The sequence below is a fragment of the Cedecea sp. B1(4) genome (assembly GCF_059414925.1).
The window spans coordinates 15,245-35,121 of record NZ_JCAHMZ010000006.1 but is presented as its reverse complement, the minus strand read 5'-3'; the positions used below and the strand labels follow the sequence as shown (position 1 = coordinate 35,121).

Sequence of the window (19,877 nt, the reverse complement as noted above, 5' to 3'; positions counted from 1 at the left end):
GCCGGGGTTACAACGCGCATTTAGTCTCATTTATCGACTGTTAAACGCCTGAGGTTAGCGGCGTGACACCAGCAATGCCCCAAGGACAATACCTACTGCCGCGCCAATCCCCACGCTATGCCAGGGTTTGTCGCGAACATAGGAATCTGCGCAGCCAACAGCATCTCGCGCGGCTTGCGTCACTCGACCCTGATTGCCGTTAATCCTTGCACGGGTCTCTTTCAGAAGCGCTTCGGCTTTTTTACGTGCGGCATCAACTTCATCTTTCGCATCGCTACCGAAGGATTTCAGCACATCTTCCAGCGTATCTGCCAGCTGACTGACATCGTTATTGATTTCGTCTACCTGATCGTCAACGTTATTTTTGTTTGCTCGGCTAGCCATTATTGTCTCCCTTTCTAAGATGTAACGTTAAGTGTAGACCATGGATTTTAGTTATGGGGCGGCACAAAGCCTTTGCCGGCCTTTCTGGACAATTCCGAAAGCGTTGTCAATGCTGCTTATTGTATGGTTGCGATGCAGTAAATGATGACGAGGAAAATCTATGTATTTACGACCGGATGAGGTGGCCCGAGTGCTTGAGAAATCGGGTTTTACCATGGATGTGGTAACGGCAAAAACCTACGGCTACCGTCGTGGTGAGAATTACGTTTATGTTAACCGCGAAGCGCGCATGGGGCGCACCGCTCTGATTATTCACCCTACCCTGAGAGAGCGCAGCCAGTCGCTGGCCGAACCGGCTTCAGAGATGAAAACCTGCGATCACTACCAGCAGTTCCCGCTCTATCTTGCCGGCGAAACGCACGAGCACTACGGTATTCCGCATGGTTTCAGTTCCCGTATTGCGCTGGAAAGATATCTGACAGGGTTATTTGGCGAGTCTGAATAAGTGAACGACTGGCTTTAGGCCAGTCGCCTTTGTACGTTGGGGCTCAGGCGCCCGCTTTCACGCCCATCTGGCCGCTGACGCGAAACAGTCGGCGGCAGAAATCCAGGAAGTAGCCGTAAGCGGCACCCATCATCATCGACACCAACAGGTTCGAGGTCACGGCAGCCACAATCTGGTGCCAGTCAGCGCCCACGCTCCATAAAATCAGCACGTAAACCGGGGACTGGAAAGTCACATAAGCCAGCACGTCAGCCAGGTTTTTCGCCCAGCTCGCCGGGGTCAGGCGGCGCGCGGTACGCATAAAGGCATCGCGGTAGAAGCCATAGGGCCAGGCGATAATAATGTTGACCGGCGCGGCGACCAGGCGGGAAGAGAGCGACTGCTCGAAGGTCATGCCTGAGAGGAAGATCTCAATCATCATGTTCACTACCGAGCAATACACTACCATTGCAAAAATATCTGCGGCGGCATGGCGTAAGCGTGACTCAGGGGAAAACATAATGTTGACTCCGATTTAAAAGTAGTCGCTTGCGCTACTTTTATGGCTAATTATTGGTGTTATAAAACATGTAAATCACTGGGTGTAGAGTATGTCACTGCAATGTTTTCATCAATTAGCTATAAATTTTTATTTATAGGTTTTTTGTCGATAAAGTGCGTTGAAACACACTTTGCCGCTGGCATTTCCTGATTTTGTGGTTCCGTTTTTAATTTCTTATTGATTATCAACGAGATGATTTAATTACGTCTTAATGCACAACATCCCCCAAAAACTCCGGGTTTTAGGGATATCCATCGCGCTTAGAATCGTTATATAATTGTTTATATAGCGAGTGATAAGGAGTCGCTGATGGATAACCATTTTGGTAAGGGCCTGATGGCCGGAATGAAAGCCCGACAGGCCGACAGCGCAGTTAACGTGGAGCGTTTCTGCGCGGATTACAAACGCGGCTTTGTGCTGGGCTTTACTCACCATATGGCCGAGCAGACCGGCGATCGCCAGCGTGCAGCCTGGGAAGCCGGGGTGTTAACTCGTCGCTATCAGCTGGATAAAGAGTCGGTGGCTGACTTTCTGAAAGAGGTCAACGCGGACGTTGTGGTTCGATGTTTCTTTGCGGGTTATGAGAAGGGCTATTGATTGCTGGCCTGGATTGCCGCCGTGCCCGGTTGTTTATGAATGGCGACGACAAGGATAGGGGCACTTTTATTGAGAAGAACGGCGTGATTAACCCCACGCCGTTTTTATTGTTGCTTAGCAAACGCCGAAATCGCCTTCTTCCTGGTACAGCGAAACCGAATCTGCTTTCAGCGTCAGTTGATCCGCACCTAAGGTCGCGGCCGGGACGCAAATCAAATCCTCTCCCTGAACCTCAACCACCTGTAGCTTAGGGCCGCCCTGTTTGGGCTGCACCACATCACCTGGTTTGAACATAGAAAAACCTCTGAATGCTAAGGGAATTTAATGCGGTTTTGCCGCCTGATAACCATAGATCAGAAATCGAGGCGGATAAAGCAAGATACGCTATCGCCGGTTCCACGGCAGCCAGGCCAGTAGACGTGCCATACCGCAAAATCCGCTGATACCTGCGAACAATAAACCGGCTCCAACAAAGCCGGAAAGCAGGAAAAATCCGCTATTAACGCTGTATCCGAGCACGACCCCAAGTAGGATTAACGTCCCCGCCACAATTTGTACCTGTCGCATAATTGGCAGAGGCTGGCTTTTATCCTCCAGAATCTCCTGCCCGCCTTTTTTCCATGCTTCGAGGCCCCCGGCCAGCAGCATGACCTGGGCCGGTTCGGCAAGCGCCGCCAGCTTTTGGGCATGCTGAGAAGAACGCATTCCGGACTGACAGTGGAAAATCACCACGTCGTGAGGATCTAGCGGCCCCAGCCTGGCGCCGTTTTCAATGGCGGAAAGCGGCATCAGATGCGCCTCTGGAATGTTCTCACGGGCATGTTCATCCGGCTCGCGGATGTCGATCAGCGCGGCACCGCCGGCAATGAGCTTTTTCGCTTCTTCTGGCAAGATGGATGAAATAGTCATGATGTTCCTCAGGGGCAGTAAATGGTTTTCAGCGTCGCGATCACTTCGCGTACCGCGCTATTTTTGATGAAATAGAGCACACGCTGAGCATTACGCTGGTGCTCTATGAGCCCTTCATCCTTCATTTTCGTCAGATGCTGGGAGGTCGCTGAGGGGCTCAATCCTGCGGCGGCAGCAAGTTCTCCTGCTCCGGTGCCTGGGGAGTCGAGCAGCAGGCAGAGGATCAGTAAACGCCGGGGATTGCTCATGGCTTTTAGCAATTTGGCGGCTTCGTCCGCACTAGACTGAAGCTGGGAGAGTTCAGGTGTCATGATTTTTACTTTAGGTAACTCTAAATTTAGTAAATGCTAAATTAAATTTTCAACAAAGGAAAGAGCGTGCGGGCAATTCTGGTACGGCATGGCGAAAGTGAGGGGAATCAACAAGGGATTATTCAGGGAAGGCTGGAAAGCCAGCTCACGGCGCGGGGGCTCCGGCAGAGCTTTGCGCTAGCTGCCGAGTTGGCCGATTTATCCGTCCCCCATATTTACACGTCACCGGCGCTGCGTGCACAGGGCACGGCTAATGTGCTGGCCAGTGAATTGCGCAGCCAGACAACCGTGGATGAACGTCTACAGGAACGTGATTTTGGCCCACTCCAGGGGCTAAATATTATCGAGGCGCAAAAAACACATCCTGAGCTGTTTAATACCCTTCTATCGGGCGAGCCGCACCGGGTGACTCCTGAAGGGGAGTGGCTGGATAACGTTAGTCGCCGTCTGTTTTCCTGCCTGAACGATTTGAATGAACGCCACCGGAACGACACGGTGATTATTGTCACTCACGGCCATGCTTTGGAAATTGTCATCTGGCAATTGAAAGGCGCTTTAATTACCGACGATCTCAGACAATATGGACATCAAAACTGCAGTTATAGCATCATGAATATTGAAGGTGAATGTATCAAATTGGTTAAATGGGGAATTGCGACGCATTTACGTGATATTAAATAGACTTTGCTGGGGCTTTTTAAGCTTATTAATGGCTTATTTGTTGCACTGAAGGCAGGGTTTTTATTCGTGTTTTTTTGATAACTAAATTGATTCTTTGCTTTCAAAAACAAAATTAATGCTCACTTGCTAATAGGATTAATCTGTAAGCTGTTGTTTTTGATTATTTCACGATTATATGTGTTCAATGGTTTTAAGATTAATAAAAACAATCGGTTACTCAGTATTTTTTGTCTAAGATTATCAGTTTTTATCCTCGATCAAATTCCCCTTATTATTAATTCCATGCGTCAAATCAAATTGTAATACAATTTAATTTTGCTTAAGTCTATTTTTGTGGTGTTAAAATTATTAACCAAAATAAACTTCTTTCATGAAATACATGGCCCTGAAAGGTTAATTTCATCATCGTTTTGGTGTTTTTGTAATTACATTAAATTAACACCGGAAACATTTTTAGTGATTTTATCTTTCGTTTGAAAGTTGTTTTCGTTCGTCTTTTAAAACCCGAAGGTAATTTTAAATAAATTGTTGCACGCCTGTTTCTGATATTTCGAATCAACAGACTCCGCAGAGTTAAAGAGGATGCAAATGCCCCGTATATTACAGAACCCCGGCAAGCGACGCTTGATAGCCACCGCTATCAGTGCCGCCTTATTAAGCGCTATTCCACAGCTAACGTTTGCCGCAGATGGCCAGACCGGTGGCCCGGCGACCTCTTCTGACAGCGCTCAGGGCGGCGGTGGCGGCACAATGGATACCACAACGGGCATCGGCGGCAACGGCGGCGACGGTGGTTCCGGTGAGCGTGGGCAGGGGAGCAGCCAGGGGGAAAATGGCGGCGCAGGAAGCGTAAATGGCGTGGATAATTCACTCCCTCCTGGCACCGCTACCGGAGGTACAGGCCAGCAGCCAGACGGGACAGCCACCAACGGCAGCGGTTCTGCCGGCGGCGGTGGCGGTGGCGGCTCAGCCGGGTCGGTGCTGAACAGCAGCAGCGGTAGCAATAGCGGCGATATCACAGGCGGAAATGGTGGTCGGGGAGGCAACGGCGGCAGCAATACCACGGACGTGGCCGATGCGGGCAACGGGGGTAACGGCGGTGACGGTGGTGACGGTGGCGCTGGCGTGCTGATCACCGGCACGGGCAGCTATACCAACGGCGGTTCTATCACCGGCGGCGATGGTGGTACCGGGGGTAACACCGGAAGCGCAGCGGCAAACGACCAAACGACGGCGGGAGAAACGCTCCACGGCGGCAGCGGTGGAGCAGGCGGCGCGGGCGGGGATGGCGTCATGTTGACCCTGGGCGGGAACGTCACTAACACCGGAGAAATTACCGGTGGGCGGGGTGCCACGGGCGGCCTGGCGGCTAATGCCGACACCAAAAACAATGCTAATGTGATCGGCGTTGGCGGGAGCGGCGGTGAGGCGGCTGAAGGCGGGAGCGGGGTCTCGCTGAGCGACACCAGTACGATAACTAACAGCGGCAGAATCTTGGGCGGCGGCGGCGGCGACGGCGGTAACGGCGGGGCGGTTGAGTCTGGCCAGGGAACAGGCGTTGTAGGTTATGGTTCTGCAGGCGGCAACGGCGGCTGTGGGATTACGGTTAAAGGCAGCGGCAACGTCATTAATAACAATGGCGGCCATGTTATCGGTGGCAACGCCGGGACAGGTGGCGGCGGTAACTCTAACAGTTCCGGGGATAATCTCAGCGGTGGTGACGGCGGTGACGGCGGGAAAGGCGGCAGCGGGATCGAGCTTGAAGGCGGCGGCAGCGTCAGCAACTTTGGTGAAGTGACCGGCGGGCTCGGCAACCGCGGCGGCGGTAGCGGCAATTTAAGTACCTCGCAGGGCGGTGACTCCGGTGCCGGGGGCATTGGGATTGAAATCAACGGCGGCGGCGATGTTATCAATGAATCCAGCGGCGTCGTCACCGGCGGTAAAGGTGGGGATGATTCTGCCGGCGGCGGCGGCGTAGGTGGCGCAGGTGGTGATGCAGTCTCCATTGTCGGAACCGGGAACGTGACTAACCACGGTGCGTTTGTGGGCGGTAACGGCGGTGCGGGGGCGAACGGTAACAGCCCGACGTCCGACGGCGGAACCGGCGCAAAAGGTGGGAACGGTTTGTCCATCGAAGGCAACGGCACGCTGACCAACGACGCTGGCGCCAGTATTACCGGCGGGCTCGGCGGTACCGGTGGCGGCAGCGGCGGTGATACCAGCCACGGCGGCAGCGGCGGTACCGGTGGCGCAGGTGGGGCTGGGATCAGTATTACCTCCGGTGGCGGCAGCGTTGTAAATACCGGTACGATTTCGGGCGGTAACGGCGGTGAACCCGGTACTGCAGGCGGAATAAACGGCGTTGGGGATATCGGTGTCGGCGGAGTCGGGATCAGCGGCAGCGATATGACTATCGTCAACAGCGGAACCATCAGCGGCGGGCTGGATTTCAACGGGCAAAACCGCTCGCAGGCCATTCTGTTTACCGGCGGAACCAACTCCCTGGAGCTGCGCGATGGCTATAACGTGCAGGGCACCGTGCAGGCTATCGGCGGTGATGGCACGCTTATTTTGGGCGGTGATGCCAATAGCCAGTTCGATGCCGCCAATATTGGCGACAGCATCCAGTATGAAGGGTTCGAACATTTCCATAAAACGGGGGCAAGTACCTGGGTGCTGAACAACACTACGGTTGCCTCAACGTCCTGGACTTTGTATGACGGCATTCTGCAGGTGGCTGAGAACGACGCGCTGGGGTCAGACACCAGCCTGCTGACCTTTGCCGGCGGTACGCTGCAATTAAGCAATAGCTTTGATTTAGAGCGCCCCATCACGCTGGAAAACGCGGGTGGGACGCTGGACACTCAGGGGTTCAATACGACCATCAATCAGGGCGTGACCGGCAGCGGGGCGTTGACCAAGCTTGGCAGCGGGGCGTTGACCCTGACCGGGGACAGCACATACACCGGCGCGACCACGCTGGCGGAAGGGAGCCTGGACGTGACGGGATCTTTGGTCAGCGATGTTACGGCTAAGAGCGCGACCCTGCTTTCCGGGACTGGTGGCATCGGCGCAGCCACGCTGGAAACCGGCAGTACCTTAACCGTCGGCAGCCCGCGGCAGGCGAACGACGATGCAGCCAGTTTCACTGTGAACGGCGATCTGAATAACAGCGGGATTGTGAATCTTTCTCGCCGTGCCGATATCGTCGGTAACACACTGAATGTCGGCGGCGATTATACAGGCGGCACCGACAGCCAACTGAACGTGAATACCGTGTTGGGGGATGATGCATCTGTCACTGACAAGCTAGTGATTCAGGGGGCGACGTCTGGTTCAACCGTGCTGGCGGTCAACAACGTTGGCGGCCAGGGGGCTGAAACTCAGCAGGGGATAGAAGTGGTGACCGTGGGCGGCAGCTCTGCGGCGGGGGCGTTTGCCCAGTCCGGGCGTATTGTTGCCGGGGCATGGGACTACAGCCTGGTGCAGAAGGGGCAGAATTGGTATCTGACCTCTATGAGCAATCTACCTCCGGAACCGCCTGTTGATCCTGTGATACCACCAGTCGACCCGGTTACACCACCAGTCGATCCTGTGACACCACCAGTCGATCCTGTTGGGCCTACGGCACCACCGACCCAGCCCGATCCGGTGCCGGTTTATCGGCCTGAGGCGGGCAGCTATCTGATAAACCTGACGGCGGCGAATACGCTTTTCAACCTGACGCTAGACGATCGCGAAGGTGCCACCGAATACCGTGCCCCGCTGGATGAACGCGGCATGTCCCGCAGCACTTTCTGGCTGCGTCAGGAAGGCGGGCAGAACCGCTTCCACACCGGGGAAGGCCAGGTAAGCTCCAGCGCCAACCGCTACGCTGCGCAGCTGGGGAATGAATTCCTGCACGGCACCAGCAATCAGACCGATCGCTGGGGCGCGGGGCTGATGGCAGGCTATGGCAACGTGCAGGGCAACTCACGTTCAAATTTGACCGGCTATCGCTCTGAGTCCGAGCTGGACGGTTACAGCGTCGGGGCTTACGGCACCTGGTACCATAACGCGGTTTCCCGCGAAGGCGTCTATGTTGACGGCTGGGTGATGTACAACTGGTTTAACAACCGCGTCAGCGGTGACGATTTGCCGAATGAGGATTACAAGAGCCGCGGCTTCACCGCGTCGCTTGAAAGCGGCTATAACATGCTGCTTAGCGAAAGCGAGCGTCAGGCCGTCTATCTTGAACCTCAGGCGCAGCTGACCTGGATGGGCGTTCACAGCGCTGAACATACGGAAGCTAACGGCACTCGCGTGCAGGACAGCGGCCAGGGTAACCTGCAGTCTCGCCTTGGCGTGCGGTTATACCTGCGCGGCCACCGCACAGAGGACGACGGCAAAGGGCGTGAATTCAAGCCTTACGTGGAAGCAGACTGGCTGCATAACACCAAAAACTTTGGCGTGAGAATGGGAAATAAGCTGCTCAATGAAGAGGGGGCCCGCAACATCGGCCAGCTTAAACTTGGCGTGCAAGGGCAGATTTCCCATGATCTCAACATGTGGGGCGGCGTCGCGCAGCAAATCGGCGATAAAGGCTACCACGACACCTCCGCGATGATTGGCGTGAAATACGGGTTCTGATTCAACCCAAAAACGGCCGGGATAATCTGGCCGTTTTTTCATAAAAAGACTATTTGTTCCCCCTCTTTTTCATTTTTCTTTTTATTATTCAATCAGTATCTCTCTCATAGATAATTCCCATCTAAATAATCTACTTAAAAAATAAATCCGTCTGGCTATGCTACACAAGTGCCTACAGCGCTGGTGCATTTCTTTTTTCTCATCACGACGCGGAAATATATTGTTATGGCCACATTCGACAGAAGAGATTTTATTAAATCGGTCCTTGCAGCAGGGGCCGGAATAGCGCTCACCCCAGCTCGTGGTTGGGCCAGTTCGAGGGTAACACCTGAAGCCACAATAATTACGGCCAACGGCTGGGTACCTAATAATGCAAAGCTGCCGGTGCTGCATTACAGAAACGTAGTGATGCAGGGCGATATTGCCTCGCAAATGGAGGCCATCTTCGCGGCGAATCAGTGGTTTCCGCAATGGCGTAACGGGGTTTATGACTACCACCATTATCACTCCACGGCACATGAAGTTCTGGGGTTTGCAGGCGGTACGGCTCGCCTGATGCTGGGGGGACCAGAGGGGCATGAAGTTACGGTTAATGCCGGAGATGTGGTGCTTTTACCTGCCGGTATCGGACATTGTCGGCTGTCGGCTAGCGACGATTTTCTGGTCGTTGGGGCTTACCCGGCAGGGCAAAGTTTCGATATTTGCCGGGAAGCACCTACAGCCGAAATGAAGACGCGTATGGCCTCCCTGTCGTTTCCAAAAAACGATCCGGTGAATGGGCTGGCACCAGATATTACCACCTACTGGAAGGCGTAATGCCTTTAATTTTCAGTTAATTAATTTTTTACGGGAGTCTCTATGCAGTATGTCAATCTGGGTCAGTCCGGCCTGCAGGTTTCGCAGTATGTGCTCGGCACCCTGACTTTTGGCGGTGATTTTGGTTTTGATCGGGCCGGAAGCGTTGATGTGAAGCAGGCTGCCTCGATGATCGCGCTGTCCCGCGACGCGGGGATTAATGCGATTGATACCGCCAATCTGTACTCTTTTGGCCAGGCGGAAAGCATCCTTGGCGAGGTTTTACTGGGGCAGCGCGATGACTGGCTGCTGTTCAGCAAAGCACGGTTTCGCATGCATGAAGGGCCGAACGGCAGCGGTGCCTCTCGCCAGCATCTCATTCCTCAGGTGAATGAGTCCCTCCGTCGCCTCAAAACGGACTGGCTGGATTTCTTTTGGATTCATGGCTGGGACGGTGTGACGCCGGTGGAAGAGACGCTGGAAGTCATGGATTCGCTGGTCCTGGCCGGTAAAATTCGTTACTGGGGTGTGTCTAACTACAGCGGCTGGCAGCTGGCGAAAACCAAATATCTTGCGGAAAAACTGGGCTATACCGCGCCGGTTGCCCAGCAGATTTATTACACTGCGGAAGGGCGTGATGCCGAATATGAACTGCTGCCCGGCGGTAAAGAAATGGGTATTGGGTCGATGATCTGGAGCCCGTTGGGTGAAGGCTTGTTGACCGGGCTTATTGACCGGGAAACGCCGCCGCAGGATGGAACGCGCCAGGGATCGACCTGGACCGAGCCACACATCAGCGATCGCGAACGGTTATACCAGGTGATCGACGTGCTGAAAGAGGTTGCGGCGGAATGTGGTAAAACCGTTCCACAGGTCGCATTGGCGTGGGTCAGGCAGCGTCCGAACGTAGATACTCTAGTTTTAGGGGCGCGTAACGAAGCGCAGCTCAAGGAAAATATTGCCTCTATCCACCTGACGCTGACGGAAGCACAGATGTTGAAAATCGAAGCAGCGGGGCGCCCGGCGGCCATTTATCCGTTCTGGCATCGTGCCCAGCTGGCATTAGATCTGCCGTCTCCGGCGGAAAAAACGTATCTGGAAGGATGGCGCGAAATTCAGGGATTGTAGGTTGCAGGGAGGACTTTGTTGTTCATGAGAGGCCATTGGCCTCTCTTTTCTGCTCTGGGATTTAAGTCAAAAAATGATGCAGCCATATAAGAAATCAATGTTAACGCTGTTTGCGCTCTATTTTATTAACGGTGTTATTTTCTCGACCTGGGGCGTCTTTATTCCCTGGCTGAAACAGGCCCATCATGTGAGTAACAGCGTCTTGTCTGTCGCGCTGTTTTCGATGTCGTTAGGCGCGATTCTGGCGATGAAACGGCTGGGGTTATGGGTCTCATCGCTGGGGGCCCAAAAGGCTATTGGGACGTTCAGCGTACTCTACCCCTTAAGCTTATGGCTGGTTTTTCTGAGTCCTTATTTCGCTGTTTCCTGCCTGCTGCTGATGGTTTTTGGCCTGTCTCTGGCGGCACTTGACGTGGCAACTAATGTGGAGGCCACTGCGGTGGAACGCGCCAGTGGACATAAATTTATGTCGAAGCTACACGGCATGTTTAGCCTTGGAGGGATAATCGGATCGTTGGCAGGATTGTTGTCGCATCACCTCACATTCTCTTCGCTTTACTCTCTGTCAGTCATGCTGATCGCGGCCACGATAATCTCTTTGCTGCTCGCCAGAACACTGCCAGAAACGGTTCCCCCTAAGAAAGAAGAGAAAGCTGAAGAAAAGACTACCGGCAGTAAACTGCCGCTTTGGATATTAGGGCTGTTGGCCTTTCTGGCTTTGCTATGTGAGGGGGCCATTTACGACTGGAGCACGCTCTACATGCAGGAGTTTCTGCATCCAGAACAGAGTCGGGCTTACCTTGGCTACGCCTTTTCCTCCGTGGGAATGACGGCAGGGCGTTTTAGCGGGGATATGTTACGTCGTGCCGTGCGTGAGAGAACCCTGCTGTCGCTGATGGCCTCGGTTGGATTTATCGGGATGAGTATCGTGCTGCTCTCTTCTTCATCGGGCAATGCGCTGATGGGTTTTTTACTGCTGGGGCTGGGGGTTTCCACCCTCGTACCGCTGATGTTTATTATCGTCGCCTCGCTGGGGGAAGGCGATGCCAGTCAGGAGATTGCACTTGTCACCCGCATGGCCTACACCGGCATGCTGCTGGGGCCGGTGATTATTGGGGCGTTGAGCGGCTGGTTTGGGCTACAGCTCTCTTTGTGGCTGGTGGCTCTGCTGTTGGCCGGTATTGCGCTGGCCGCCAGAACGTTGCGAATATCTGTCCCGCCAACGGCAGCGGGTTCCTGACGGGCCGGGGCGTTCAGGCTTCCTCACCCTCTGGATCCAGAATATCCAAAAACTCTTGTACGGGGCGGTCGTGAACCTTCAGGCTGCCCGGGGTGTCACTTAGCCAGACCACGGCCAACTCCCAGCATAAATCCGCGTTACTGATTTTCAGTCGCGCCAGCTTGTCGCCCCGGGCCAGCACCACCTCTTCCGGCAGCAGTGCAACCCCCATTTTCCGCTCTACAAGGCTCAGTAGCGTATCAAGATCGCTTACTTCAAAGGTGATTTTTCGAGTTAAGCCCTGTAGCGCAAAGCATCCGTCGTTGACCTTTCGTGTCCCCTGGCCTGACTCAAAATCAATAAATGACAGGCCGGCCAGCGCCTCCATCGCGATGGTTTCCCCTTCTGCGGGCAGGCCAGGAAAATCGTGGGCGAAGGCCAGCACCATTTCATCGCAGGCAATGATACGCGAGGCCAGCCGGTCAGAGACTTCCTCCACCGGCATAATCGCGAGATCGATTTGCTGGTTTTGGATTTTTTCATTCAGTCTTTCAGAAGAGCCCTGGCAAAGCTTGACCTCGAAATCGGGAAACTTACGGATAAATGTTTCCAGAAGTTCCGGTAAATCAATAAACGGCGGCACGCTTTGCACCGTGCCAATGGAGAGCGTCCCGGTTTTCAATGACACAATCGCCTCCACTTCCTGCACCGCCTTATCCACGTAATGGCCGATGGTGTGGGCATAGTGCAAAAACACTTTTCCGGCCATCGTCAGGCGGACTTTCCGCGTGGAGCGTATAAACAGCGGTGTCCCCAGCTCTTCTTCTAGTTGCTTGATGGAGGTGGACAGCGCCGACTGCACAATATGCATGCTGAGTGCGGCGCGGGTAAAATTTTCGTGTTCCGCAACGGCAATAAAATGCCGAATCTGGCGCAGCTCCATCATTTATCTCCAGTAAAGATTAATTCAATCTCAATAATGAATTTTACAGATTAACGATACGCTGAGAAAATAGATTTCGCAATGGATATTTATCGTGCCCAAAATAGCTATTCATTGGTTAATTTCCTTTTTATTACGTTGATGAATTATCGTCGGTTATAAACCTCTGCTTTATGAGTTTTGCTTTATTAATCTAATGCGAACTTGTCGTTGATATTTTTCTTCACCATGAGGAATGCGTTATGAATTACAGTGCTGCACCATCTCGTTACAGCAATAATATGCAATACCGTAAAACGGGAAAAAGTGGCCTGGCGTTACCGCTTATTTCGTTGGGGCTGTGGCAAAACTTCGGCGGTGTAGATGTTTTTGAAACCGGCAGAGCCATTCTGCGTCATGCTTTTGATAATGGTATTACCCACTTTGATCTCGCCAACAACTATGGCCCACCAGCGGGATCGGCGGAAGAGAACTTCGGACGCTGGATGGCAAAAGACTTTGCCCCTTACCGTGACGAACTTATTATTTCCACCAAAGCCGGGTGGGATATGTGGCCAGGTCCTTACGGTGGTCCAACGGGCACAAAAAAACACCTGATTGCCAGCTGCGAGCAAAGCCTGAAGCGCATGGGACTGGATTATGTCGATATTTTCTACAGCCATCGCGTGGATGCCGATACGCCGCTTGAGGAAACAATGGGGGCGTTGGTACAGCTGCATCGCCAGGGCAAAGCGCTTTACGTGGGAATATCTTCTTACTCCCCAGAGCTGACTCGCCAGGCGGCGCAAATTCTGGCTGAAGAGAAAGTTCCGCTGTTCATTCACCAGCCGAACTATTCAATGCTGAATCGGACCATTGAAAACGGGTTGCTGGATACGCTGGCAGAGATCGGCAGCGGCTGCATTGCTTTCTCCCCGCTGGCTCAGGGCATGCTGACGTCGAAATACCTGAATGGTGTGCCGCAGGGCGCGCGTGCGGCCGGAGAAGGCTCTCGGGTGGCTGGCATGTTAAATACGGAGAACCTCAATAAGATCCGCGCGCTGAATGCCGTGGCGGAAAGCCGTGGGCAAACGCTGGCGCAAATGGCGATTGCCTGGGTTCTGCGCGACGTTCGTGTCACCTCCGCGTTGATTGGTGCGCGTACCGTGGAGCAGCTTGCGGACTCGCTAAAGGCGCTGGATAACCTGGCGTTCAGCGTTCAGGAGCTGGCCGAGATTGACACTCATGCCACCGAAGGCGGCGTGGACTTATGGCGTGTCTCTTCGCAAATTAAATAAGATTATTTCACTGACTCACGCCGCTATTGTGCGGCGTTTTTTTATTCTCAACTTACCGTGCTGCGGGCAGCGTCACGCCAGGCTTTGGGCGACAGCCCGGTTTCGCGCTTGAAGGCGTTGCTAAAAGCGCTTTCGGAGGTGTAGCCGAGGGACTGGGCCACCATGGCAATTTGATCTGCCTGTTCGCGCAGCGCTTTCTCCGCCAGCCGCATACGCCACTGGGTAAGATAAGCCACAGGAGTAATGCCCGATACGTTACGGAAATACTCCGCAAATGTGGTGCGCGACATGGCACAGGCTTTGGCGAGATCTTCCAGGCGCCAGTTACGAGACGGATTAGCGTGTATAAGCTGCAGCGCCGGGGCAAGGCGAGCATCACCCAGCGCGCGCAGCAAACCTGCCGGCAGCGAACTGCTGGTTTGCAAATGGGCACGCAGGATCTGAATAAACAGCAACTGCGAAAGCTGTGCGGAGGCGAGCTGGGTGCCGGGCTGGGCCGTTTCTCTTTCGGCAATCAGCTGATCGAGCAGCCAGCGGAAAGACGTCGCCTGCGGGGATGCGGCCGGGATGTGAATCCACTGTGGCAACACCTGAGCAAGCATCTGCCCGCGATTGGGATCCAGCAGGACGTGTCCACCCATATACTCAAACTCTTTCCCTTCCCCCAGAGCGGCGTAGTTCCGCTCTCCGGCCTTAAAAACGCTCATGGCATCGACCGGTTTGATTTCCGGTGAGCTGGCGACAATAAACGCCCGCCTGGCATTCAGCAGGCCGACGTCGCCAGTGCAAAAATGTATCGGTTCCGCGTGGCCTTCGAGCATCACCCAGCAACTGCCTTTGACGATGGCGAAGAACTTGATTTTATCCGGCGGGGGGAATTGAAGCGCCCAGTCGCCGCCCGCGGTAAAGCCGCCGGTGACCAGCGACTCTGCGTCGGCAAACTTGAGGATTTCAGAAAACGGGTCGGTGTGCATTCTCGTACTATCACGCAAGTAGAACGGACTATCAAGCATTCAAAATCCGACTGGCTGGTTTTATTCTGCGCAGCAAATGAACGTATACCGCCTGCTTGCCAGGCCACAGAGGACAGAAGCATGACACAAGATCGCGTATTAGTTACCGGCGGAACCGGATTTATTGCCCAGCACTGCATCATTACGCTGCTGGCTAAAGGCTATGAGGTTCGTACCACCGTGCGTTCCGCTGACCGTAAAGCAGAAGTGCTCAACAACCTGAAAGAGGGCGGCTGTGAACCGGGCGATCGTCTCTCCTTTTTCGTTGCAGATTTAATGGCAGATGAAGGCTGGGCTGAAGCGATGGCCGGGTGCCGCTACGTAATGCATGGCGCATCGCCGACGCCTTCCGGCAACCACGCCACCGACGAAGACTGGATCAAACCTGCGGTAGACGGCAACCTGCGAGTGCTCCGCGCCGCAAGCTTTGCCGGGGTTAAGCGCGTCGTACTCACCTCAGCCTTTGGGGCCGTTGGCGTCGGGCACCCGGCAAGCCATCGCCGTCCGTTTGATGAAACGGACTGGAGCGACGTGTCCGGCAAAGTGTGGCCCTATCAGAAATCGAAAACGCTGGCGGAAAAGGCCGCCTGGGACTTTGTGGAGAAAGAAGGGCGTGGCCTGGAGCTGTCGGCGGTGAATCCGGTGGCGGTGATGGGGCCGGTATTGGGGCCTGATTTTTCCCACTCCACCCGGCTGGTAAAAAACATGCTGGATGGGCAAAAAGGCAACCCGAACATCAACTCTTGTTTTGTGGACGTGCGCGACGTGGCCGATTTGCACTGGCTGGCGATGACGCACCCGGCAGCCAACGGCGAGCGCTTCCTTGCCAGTTCCGGCCGCAGCCTGTTGATGGTGGAGGTGGCGAAAATTCTGCGCAAACACCTCGGCGAAGCCGCCAGCAAAGTTTCTACTCTGGCATTGCCCGACTGGATGGTGCGCCTGGCGGCGCACAAAAATCCGGGCATGAAAGGATCGCTGACTCTGCTGGGCGTGGACATGAACGTGACCAATGCGAAAGCGGTGAACCTGCTCGGCTGGGCACCGCGTTCCCCGGAGGAGGCGATTGTCGCCACCGCCGAAAGTTTTATTCGCCTGGGCTTACTGGAAAAATAAGCGCTACCGCTTCGCGCTTAGCAGCAGCGCTGACAGTGAGGCGATAAGCCCGAAGAGTGACATCAGCAGCCACGCAGTGTGGTACTGCTCGCTGGCAACGGCGCTGCCGGACACGGCCACAAACACCGCCACGCCTATGGCGGCCCCAATTTGCCGCGAGGTGTTAATGATCCCGGTGCCGGTGGAATATTGCTGCGCCGGGAGCGCCGCCGTGCCGCCTGCGATAAACCCCGTCTGGCCGATACCCGCTCCGGCTCCGGTCAGCATCAGCGCAGGCAGATAGGCCAGCAGATAGTCCGGTTCGGCGCTAAGGGCGCTGTACCACCAGAGACCGGCTATTACATACAAAATACCGGCGGCGATGGTGAGTTTGTTAGGGGAGAACCCCGTTCTACCCGCGATCAGCGAGGCAACCACGGCGGTGCCGGGACCGAGGCCAAAAGCGGTGCCAGCCTCAACGGTTGGCCAGTGCCAGACCTGGGTCAAAAACAGGCTGCCGCCCAGCAGCATGATGGCAAAACTCATGTAGAAAAAGGCCATGCCCAGCGTGGCGAGGGTAAATGCAGGCACGCGGAATACCCGCAGGTCGAGCGCCGGGGCGGGCTGTGTCAGGCAGCGACGAACGAACAGCGTCAGGAAGACGAACGCCCCGCCCAACACCGTCCAGAGCCTGGCGCTGGCGAAGCCCCAGTCGCTGGCCCAAGAGATCCCGGCCACCAGTAGCGCAAGCCCCACAACCAGCATCAGCGAGCCGAGAATATCCGGGAAACGGCGCTTTACGACCTCCGTTTCCGTCAGATGCTTACTCAGCCACAGCGCCGGGATCGCCACCGGCAGGTTGATCAGGAAGATCAATCGCCAGTCGATATTTACCAGCGCTCCGCCGAGCATTGGGCCTAGCGCGGCGGCAACGGAGCCGGTTGCGGCCCAAATCCCTACCATCTGCTTATGGCGCTCTTTTGGGTACGCCGCCAGCAGCAGCCCCAGACTGGTGGGGATCATCAGCGCTGCGCCCAAACCTTTCAGGCCCCGCGCGCAAATGAGCGAGATTACGTCCGGGGCAAAAGCGCAGGCCACACTCGCCACCGAGAACACCGCCAGGCCTGCTTTGAAGGTACGTTTGCGGCCATATATATCCGCCATTCGGCCAGCGGGCACCAGAAACGCCGCGAAGGCAATGGAATAGGCGCTGATCACCCAAGACAGCGCCTGGTTAGTGGCCCCGGCAAAGCTATCGCGAATAGCCGGGAAAGCGAGGTTGACGACAAACAGATCGAGCGACGACAGCACGCTTCCCGCGCCAATCACAATCATGACCCAGGCGGACACTCGCGCGCTGGCCTGGCTGACGGACGGTGAATCCGTGGAATGAGACATACTCTGCTCCGAAGGAAAGAAAGACCTTAAAGCGCAGAAGTATGAAAACGTCAGCGGCGGCCGTATTGGATATCTGAAAAATGAGCGCTAACAAATTGTGCGGGCGTGATGCCGAAACAGCCTTTAAAGCGGCGAATCAAATGGCTTTGATCGAACAGGCCAACGGCGGTGGCAACGTCTGCAGCAGATTGGCCCGCGCGGAGCATTTGCCTGGCCGCATCCATGCGGACTCTGTTGAGGTAGGCGTGCAGCGACAGGCCATAAGCGGCACGGAAAAGCTGGTTCAGGCGAACACGGCTCAGCCCGGAGGCCTGCGCCATATCTTCAGTGGTCAGCGTGGAAGCAAAGCTGGCGTGAATCAGTTCTCTCACCCTGGCGATTCGCGGCTCGTGGCATTCTTCCTGTAGCGTAAAACGGCGAGTGGAATAGCGGCTCAGTAGTGGTTTTAACGCGTCAATCAGCGTCACCTCCAGCGCTAAGCTGTCCTGCTGTTGAAAAAGTGTGCGGTGAAGGGTTTGCAGCCCGGCCACGATATCCGGGTCGCTTAACACCGGGCTGGTAAAGCAAAGGCCGCGGTTGGGATTCAGTTCCAGCTCATGAGCAATGCCGTCCACAACCCAGGGCTGCACGTAGAGCATGCTATAGGTATAACCCTGCTCGGAGTAAACGCTGCCGTCGTGGGCATCCCCCGGATTTACAATCATCGCGCTGCCTGCAGGTGCGATGATTGATCCGCTGGCCAGCCCCACTTTCGAGGCTCCGACGTCCAAAGTGCCGATCACAAAGTAATCGTGGGAATGGCGTTCGTAGCGGTGCTTATTAAAATGGGCGTGCAGGCCCTGGAGCCCCTGTGACGGCGCCGCGACAAATTGCGTCCACTCGTTGGCGAGAAGCTCCATATGACCTCGCTATTTGAACGGCTGCTGGGCCGCCGCGCCAGGCGTGTGCTGGTGGGCATAAACCTGGAGATGGCAGTATGCCGCCCGATAAAGCGGCACGTTCAGGCCGTTTCGGGTGGCGCGGGTAATCATGTCGCCGACAATGTCATCACCTTCCAGGCGTGGCGCATTGCTGGCAATGTCGCGCCTCATCGATGCGGCCCAGGCGGATTGTGGATCCAGCAGGCGTTTTTCGATGCTGGTGATTTCCGCCTGCGGCAGCGCATAGCCTTCTGCTGCGGCGACGCTCAGACTCTCCGAAATCGCCTGTTTCATCAGCACCTCGCCGTCCTGTGTCGCCATGATATCTCCCACCGTGCCGCGCATCAGGCAGTTCATCAACGCGCCGGAAGCCAGCATCACCCATTTGTTCCAGAGCGCCTGCATAATGTTTTCTGACTGCACGCGCACACCAGCGGAAGAGGCTAACAGTGCGTAAATCGCTTTTGCTACATCAAGCGTGGCTGGCGACCTTGCGCCGACAACAACCTGATCCGCCGCACCCATCTGCTTGATCTCGCCGTTGGCGTTGAGCGTGGTGGCTATATAAGCCGCGCCGCCGAGCACCCGGTCACGGCCAAAACGAGCGTCGAGTTCGTCGTAAACCGAGAGGCCATTGAGGAAAGGCAAAATGGCGGTCGAAGGGCCCACGGCGGGGGTAATGTCCTCGATAGCCGCCTGCAGATCGTACGTTTTGCAACTGAGCAAAATCAGATCGTAGTCGGGCTGGAGGCTGTCCCGGGTGACCGTATTAACCGGGGCGTTGAAATCGCCCAAACTGCTTTCCAGCCGCAGCCCTTGTTTGGCCAGCAGTTCGGCCCGTTTTGGCCGAACGAGAAAAGTCACGTCAGCGCCGGCCTGAATCAGCCTTGCGCCGTAATAACCCCCGATTGCACCTGCCCCAACCACCAGTATTTTCATCACTTTTCTCTCTGTGCTTTACAAGCCGACCTAGCTTTCGCTGGGTTCGGGGGTTCTGATTCGGCCCGCCGAACGCCAGCGGGTGAGGTCGTCGGCGCCTGGCCCCAACTCCACCATCACGTCCTGCGGTGAAACTTGCTGCCCGGTTTCGACATCCACAAGGGCAACTTTCACTTTATGGCCGCTGCTGCCGTCCACCATGAAAAGCGACGGCCCCACAAGGCCCGGGATATTCCACTTACTGCCTATCTGCATCATGCTCAGCAGCACCAGCCCTATATCCCGCCCTTTTTCGGTAAGCAAATATTCGTAGCGATCCGGCCTCGTCTGGTAGCGCTGACGGGTAATCAGCCCTTGTTCTTCAAGTGCTTTTAGCCTGTCAGATAGCGTGGCATTGGTGATGCCGCTTGAGCGGCGAAAATCGTCGTAGCGGCGGAGGCCTAAAAACAGGTCCCGCATGATCAGCATTCCCCAGCGGTCGCCTAAGGCTCCCATCACGCAGGCGATAGAGCAGGTCATACCTTCAAAACCTTTCGAGCGCATAGCGTTCCTTATTTTTCATCAACGTGGGCCCGGCAACAGTGTATAGCCGGATT

Annotated in this window: 20 protein-coding genes; 9 read left to right on the top strand and 11 right to left on the bottom strand. The window is 55.4% G+C overall.

The window, feature by feature from the left end; all coding sequences use genetic code 11:
- Positions 1-54: 54 nt before the first annotated feature.
- The gene (locus tag ACR6JA_RS12815) at positions 55-384 is read right to left on the bottom strand and encodes a DUF883 family protein (protein ID WP_213716793.1); all 330 of its coding nucleotides are present in this window, start codon (positions 382-384) and stop codon (positions 55-57) included.
- A gap of 160 nt (positions 385-544) precedes the next feature.
- On the opposite strand from ACR6JA_RS12815, the gene ACR6JA_RS12810 reads away from it, so the two are divergent.
- Positions 545-889, top strand: coding sequence for a DUF2002 family protein (locus tag ACR6JA_RS12810; RefSeq protein ID WP_008458222.1), 345 nt, complete (start codon positions 545-547; stop codon positions 887-889).
- A gap of 43 nt (positions 890-932) precedes the next feature.
- On the opposite strand, the gene ACR6JA_RS12805 is transcribed toward ACR6JA_RS12810, so the two are convergent.
- The gene (locus ACR6JA_RS12805) at positions 933-1,388 is read right to left on the bottom strand and encodes an L-alanine exporter AlaE (RefSeq protein WP_494493619.1); all 456 of its coding nucleotides are present in this window, start codon (positions 1,386-1,388) and stop codon (positions 933-935) included.
- A gap of 351 nt (positions 1,389-1,739) precedes the next feature.
- Here ACR6JA_RS12805 and ACR6JA_RS12800 point away from each other — a divergent pair, with 351 nt between their 5' ends.
- Positions 1,740-2,027, top strand: coding sequence for a DUF2623 family protein (locus tag ACR6JA_RS12800; protein WP_008458220.1), 288 nt, complete (start codon positions 1,740-1,742; stop codon positions 2,025-2,027).
- A 114-nt stretch (positions 2,028-2,141) separates the two neighbouring features.
- Here ACR6JA_RS12800 and ACR6JA_RS12795 read toward each other — a convergent pair whose 3' ends face one another.
- The 3 genes from ACR6JA_RS12795 to ACR6JA_RS12785 form a co-directional block, all read right to left on the bottom strand.
- Complete coding sequence (locus ACR6JA_RS12795; RefSeq protein WP_008458219.1) at positions 2,142-2,321, bottom strand: GDFGVC terminal motif YodC-like protein; 180 nt, start codon at positions 2,319-2,321, stop codon at positions 2,142-2,144.
- A 90-nt stretch (positions 2,322-2,411) separates the two neighbouring features.
- The gene (locus ACR6JA_RS12790; RefSeq protein ID WP_494493618.1) at positions 2,412-2,936 is read right to left on the bottom strand and encodes a rhodanese family protein; all 525 of its coding nucleotides are present in this window, start codon (positions 2,934-2,936) and stop codon (positions 2,412-2,414) included.
- A gap of 8 nt (positions 2,937-2,944) precedes the next feature.
- On the bottom strand, positions 2,945-3,247 hold the full coding sequence (locus tag ACR6JA_RS12785; protein WP_213716789.1) for a metalloregulator ArsR/SmtB family transcription factor: 303 nt from the start codon (positions 3,245-3,247) through the stop codon (positions 2,945-2,947).
- A 66-nt stretch (positions 3,248-3,313) separates the two neighbouring features.
- Between ACR6JA_RS12785 and ACR6JA_RS12780 the strand changes: the two genes are divergently transcribed.
- From ACR6JA_RS12780 to ACR6JA_RS12760, 5 genes are all read left to right on the top strand, one after another.
- Positions 3,314-3,928 carry a histidine phosphatase family protein gene (locus tag ACR6JA_RS12780; protein ID WP_213716787.1) on the top strand — a complete coding sequence of 205 codons (615 nt, stop codon included), beginning with the start codon at positions 3,314-3,316 and terminating at the stop codon, positions 3,926-3,928.
- Between the two features lie 588 nt (positions 3,929-4,516).
- On the top strand, positions 4,517-8,557 hold the full coding sequence (locus tag ACR6JA_RS12775; protein WP_494493617.1) for an autotransporter outer membrane beta-barrel domain-containing protein: 4,041 nt from the start codon (positions 4,517-4,519) through the stop codon (positions 8,555-8,557).
- Between the two features lie 225 nt (positions 8,558-8,782).
- Positions 8,783-9,373 (top strand): cupin, encoded by a 591-nt coding sequence (locus tag ACR6JA_RS12770; RefSeq protein WP_494493616.1) that lies wholly within the window; start codon positions 8,783-8,785, stop codon positions 9,371-9,373.
- 42 nt (positions 9,374-9,415) lie between these two features.
- A complete protein-coding gene (locus ACR6JA_RS12765; RefSeq protein WP_494493615.1) occupies positions 9,416-10,480 on the top strand; it encodes an aldo/keto reductase in 1,065 nt (354 codons plus the stop codon).
- A 73-nt stretch (positions 10,481-10,553) separates the two neighbouring features.
- Positions 10,554-11,720: an MFS transporter gene (locus tag ACR6JA_RS12760; protein ID WP_494493614.1), complete on the top strand. Its 1,167-nt coding sequence runs from the start codon at positions 10,554-10,556 to the stop codon at positions 11,718-11,720.
- A gap of 13 nt (positions 11,721-11,733) precedes the next feature.
- Here ACR6JA_RS12760 and ACR6JA_RS12755 read toward each other — a convergent pair whose 3' ends face one another.
- Entirely contained in the window at positions 11,734-12,645 is a 912-nt protein-coding gene (locus ACR6JA_RS12755; RefSeq protein WP_494493613.1) for a LysR family transcriptional regulator, read from the bottom strand.
- 239 nt (positions 12,646-12,884) lie between these two features.
- Here ACR6JA_RS12755 and mgrA point away from each other — a divergent pair, with 239 nt between their 5' ends.
- Positions 12,885-13,919 (top strand): L-glyceraldehyde 3-phosphate reductase, encoded by a 1,035-nt coding sequence (gene mgrA / locus ACR6JA_RS12750; protein WP_213716573.1) that lies wholly within the window; start codon positions 12,885-12,887, stop codon positions 13,917-13,919.
- A 47-nt stretch (positions 13,920-13,966) separates the two neighbouring features.
- Here mgrA and ACR6JA_RS12745 read toward each other — a convergent pair whose 3' ends face one another.
- Entirely contained in the window at positions 13,967-14,932 is a 966-nt protein-coding gene (locus ACR6JA_RS12745; RefSeq protein WP_494493612.1) for an AraC family transcriptional regulator, read from the bottom strand.
- Between the two features lie 81 nt (positions 14,933-15,013).
- On the opposite strand from ACR6JA_RS12745, the gene ACR6JA_RS12740 reads away from it, so the two are divergent.
- A complete protein-coding gene (locus ACR6JA_RS12740; protein ID WP_213716569.1) occupies positions 15,014-16,045 on the top strand; it encodes an SDR family oxidoreductase in 1,032 nt (343 codons plus the stop codon).
- 3 nt (positions 16,046-16,048) lie between these two features.
- On the opposite strand, the gene ACR6JA_RS12735 is transcribed toward ACR6JA_RS12740, so the two are convergent.
- From ACR6JA_RS12735 to ACR6JA_RS12720, 4 genes are read right to left on the bottom strand one after another with little or no spacing between them, the layout of a single operon-like run.
- Positions 16,049-17,422, bottom strand: coding sequence for an MFS transporter (locus tag ACR6JA_RS12735; RefSeq protein WP_494493611.1), 1,374 nt, complete (start codon positions 17,420-17,422; stop codon positions 16,049-16,051).
- Positions 17,423-17,472: 50 nt separating this feature from the next.
- Complete coding sequence (locus ACR6JA_RS12730; protein ID WP_494493610.1) at positions 17,473-18,321, bottom strand: helix-turn-helix transcriptional regulator; 849 nt, start codon at positions 18,319-18,321, stop codon at positions 17,473-17,475.
- Positions 18,322-18,330: 9 nt separating this feature from the next.
- Positions 18,331-19,281, bottom strand: a complete 951-nt coding sequence (locus ACR6JA_RS12725) for a 2-dehydropantoate 2-reductase (protein ID WP_494493807.1) — start codon at positions 19,279-19,281, stop codon at positions 18,331-18,333.
- Between the two features lie 30 nt (positions 19,282-19,311).
- Positions 19,312-19,824 carry a winged helix-turn-helix transcriptional regulator gene (locus tag ACR6JA_RS12720; RefSeq protein ID WP_494493609.1) on the bottom strand — a complete coding sequence of 171 codons (513 nt, stop codon included), beginning with the start codon at positions 19,822-19,824 and terminating at the stop codon, positions 19,312-19,314.
- Positions 19,825-19,877: the final 53 nt, after the last annotated feature.

Excerpts from the sequence above, each read along its gene's own strand:
- ACR6JA_RS12790 (WP_494493618.1), bottom strand. The coding sequence starts at position 2,936 with ATGACTATTTCATCCATCTTGCCAGAAGAAGCGAAAAAGCTCATTGCC.
- ACR6JA_RS12755 (WP_494493613.1), bottom strand. The coding sequence starts at position 12,645 with ATGATGGAGCTGCGCCAGATTCGGCATTTTATTGCCGTTGCGGAACAC.
- ACR6JA_RS12730 (WP_494493610.1), bottom strand. The coding sequence starts at position 18,321 with ATGGAGCTTCTCGCCAACGAGTGGACGCAATTTGTCGCGGCGCCGTCA.
- ACR6JA_RS12770 (WP_494493616.1), top strand. The coding sequence starts at position 8,783 with ATGGCCACATTCGACAGAAGAGATTTTATTAAATCGGTCCTTGCAGCA.
- ACR6JA_RS12815 (WP_213716793.1), bottom strand. The coding sequence starts at position 384 with ATGGCTAGCCGAGCAAACAAAAATAACGTTGACGATCAGGTAGACGAA.
- ACR6JA_RS12800 (WP_008458220.1), top strand. The coding sequence starts at position 1,740 with ATGGATAACCATTTTGGTAAGGGCCTGATGGCCGGAATGAAAGCCCGA.
- ACR6JA_RS12765 (WP_494493615.1), top strand. The coding sequence starts at position 9,416 with ATGCAGTATGTCAATCTGGGTCAGTCCGGCCTGCAGGTTTCGCAGTAT.
- ACR6JA_RS12735 (WP_494493611.1), bottom strand. The coding sequence starts at position 17,422 with ATGTCTCATTCCACGGATTCACCGTCCGTCAGCCAGGCCAGCGCGCGA.
- ACR6JA_RS12720 (WP_494493609.1), bottom strand. The coding sequence starts at position 19,824 with ATGCGCTCGAAAGGTTTTGAAGGTATGACCTGCTCTATCGCCTGCGTG.
- ACR6JA_RS12805 (WP_494493619.1), bottom strand. The coding sequence starts at position 1,388 with ATGTTTTCCCCTGAGTCACGCTTACGCCATGCCGCCGCAGATATTTTT.
- mgrA (WP_213716573.1), top strand. The coding sequence starts at position 12,885 with ATGAATTACAGTGCTGCACCATCTCGTTACAGCAATAATATGCAATAC.
- ACR6JA_RS12795 (WP_008458219.1), bottom strand. The coding sequence starts at position 2,321 with ATGTTCAAACCAGGTGATGTGGTGCAGCCCAAACAGGGCGGCCCTAAG.
- ACR6JA_RS12760 (WP_494493614.1), top strand. The coding sequence starts at position 10,554 with ATGATGCAGCCATATAAGAAATCAATGTTAACGCTGTTTGCGCTCTAT.
- ACR6JA_RS12775 (WP_494493617.1), top strand. The coding sequence starts at position 4,517 with ATGCCCCGTATATTACAGAACCCCGGCAAGCGACGCTTGATAGCCACC.
- ACR6JA_RS12740 (WP_213716569.1), top strand. The coding sequence starts at position 15,014 with ATGACACAAGATCGCGTATTAGTTACCGGCGGAACCGGATTTATTGCC.
- ACR6JA_RS12810 (WP_008458222.1), top strand. The coding sequence starts at position 545 with ATGTATTTACGACCGGATGAGGTGGCCCGAGTGCTTGAGAAATCGGGT.
- ACR6JA_RS12725 (WP_494493807.1), bottom strand. The coding sequence starts at position 19,281 with ATGAAAATACTGGTGGTTGGGGCAGGTGCAATCGGGGGTTATTACGGC.
- ACR6JA_RS12745 (WP_494493612.1), bottom strand. The coding sequence starts at position 14,932 with ATGCTTGATAGTCCGTTCTACTTGCGTGATAGTACGAGAATGCACACC.
- ACR6JA_RS12785 (WP_213716789.1), bottom strand. The coding sequence starts at position 3,247 with ATGACACCTGAACTCTCCCAGCTTCAGTCTAGTGCGGACGAAGCCGCC.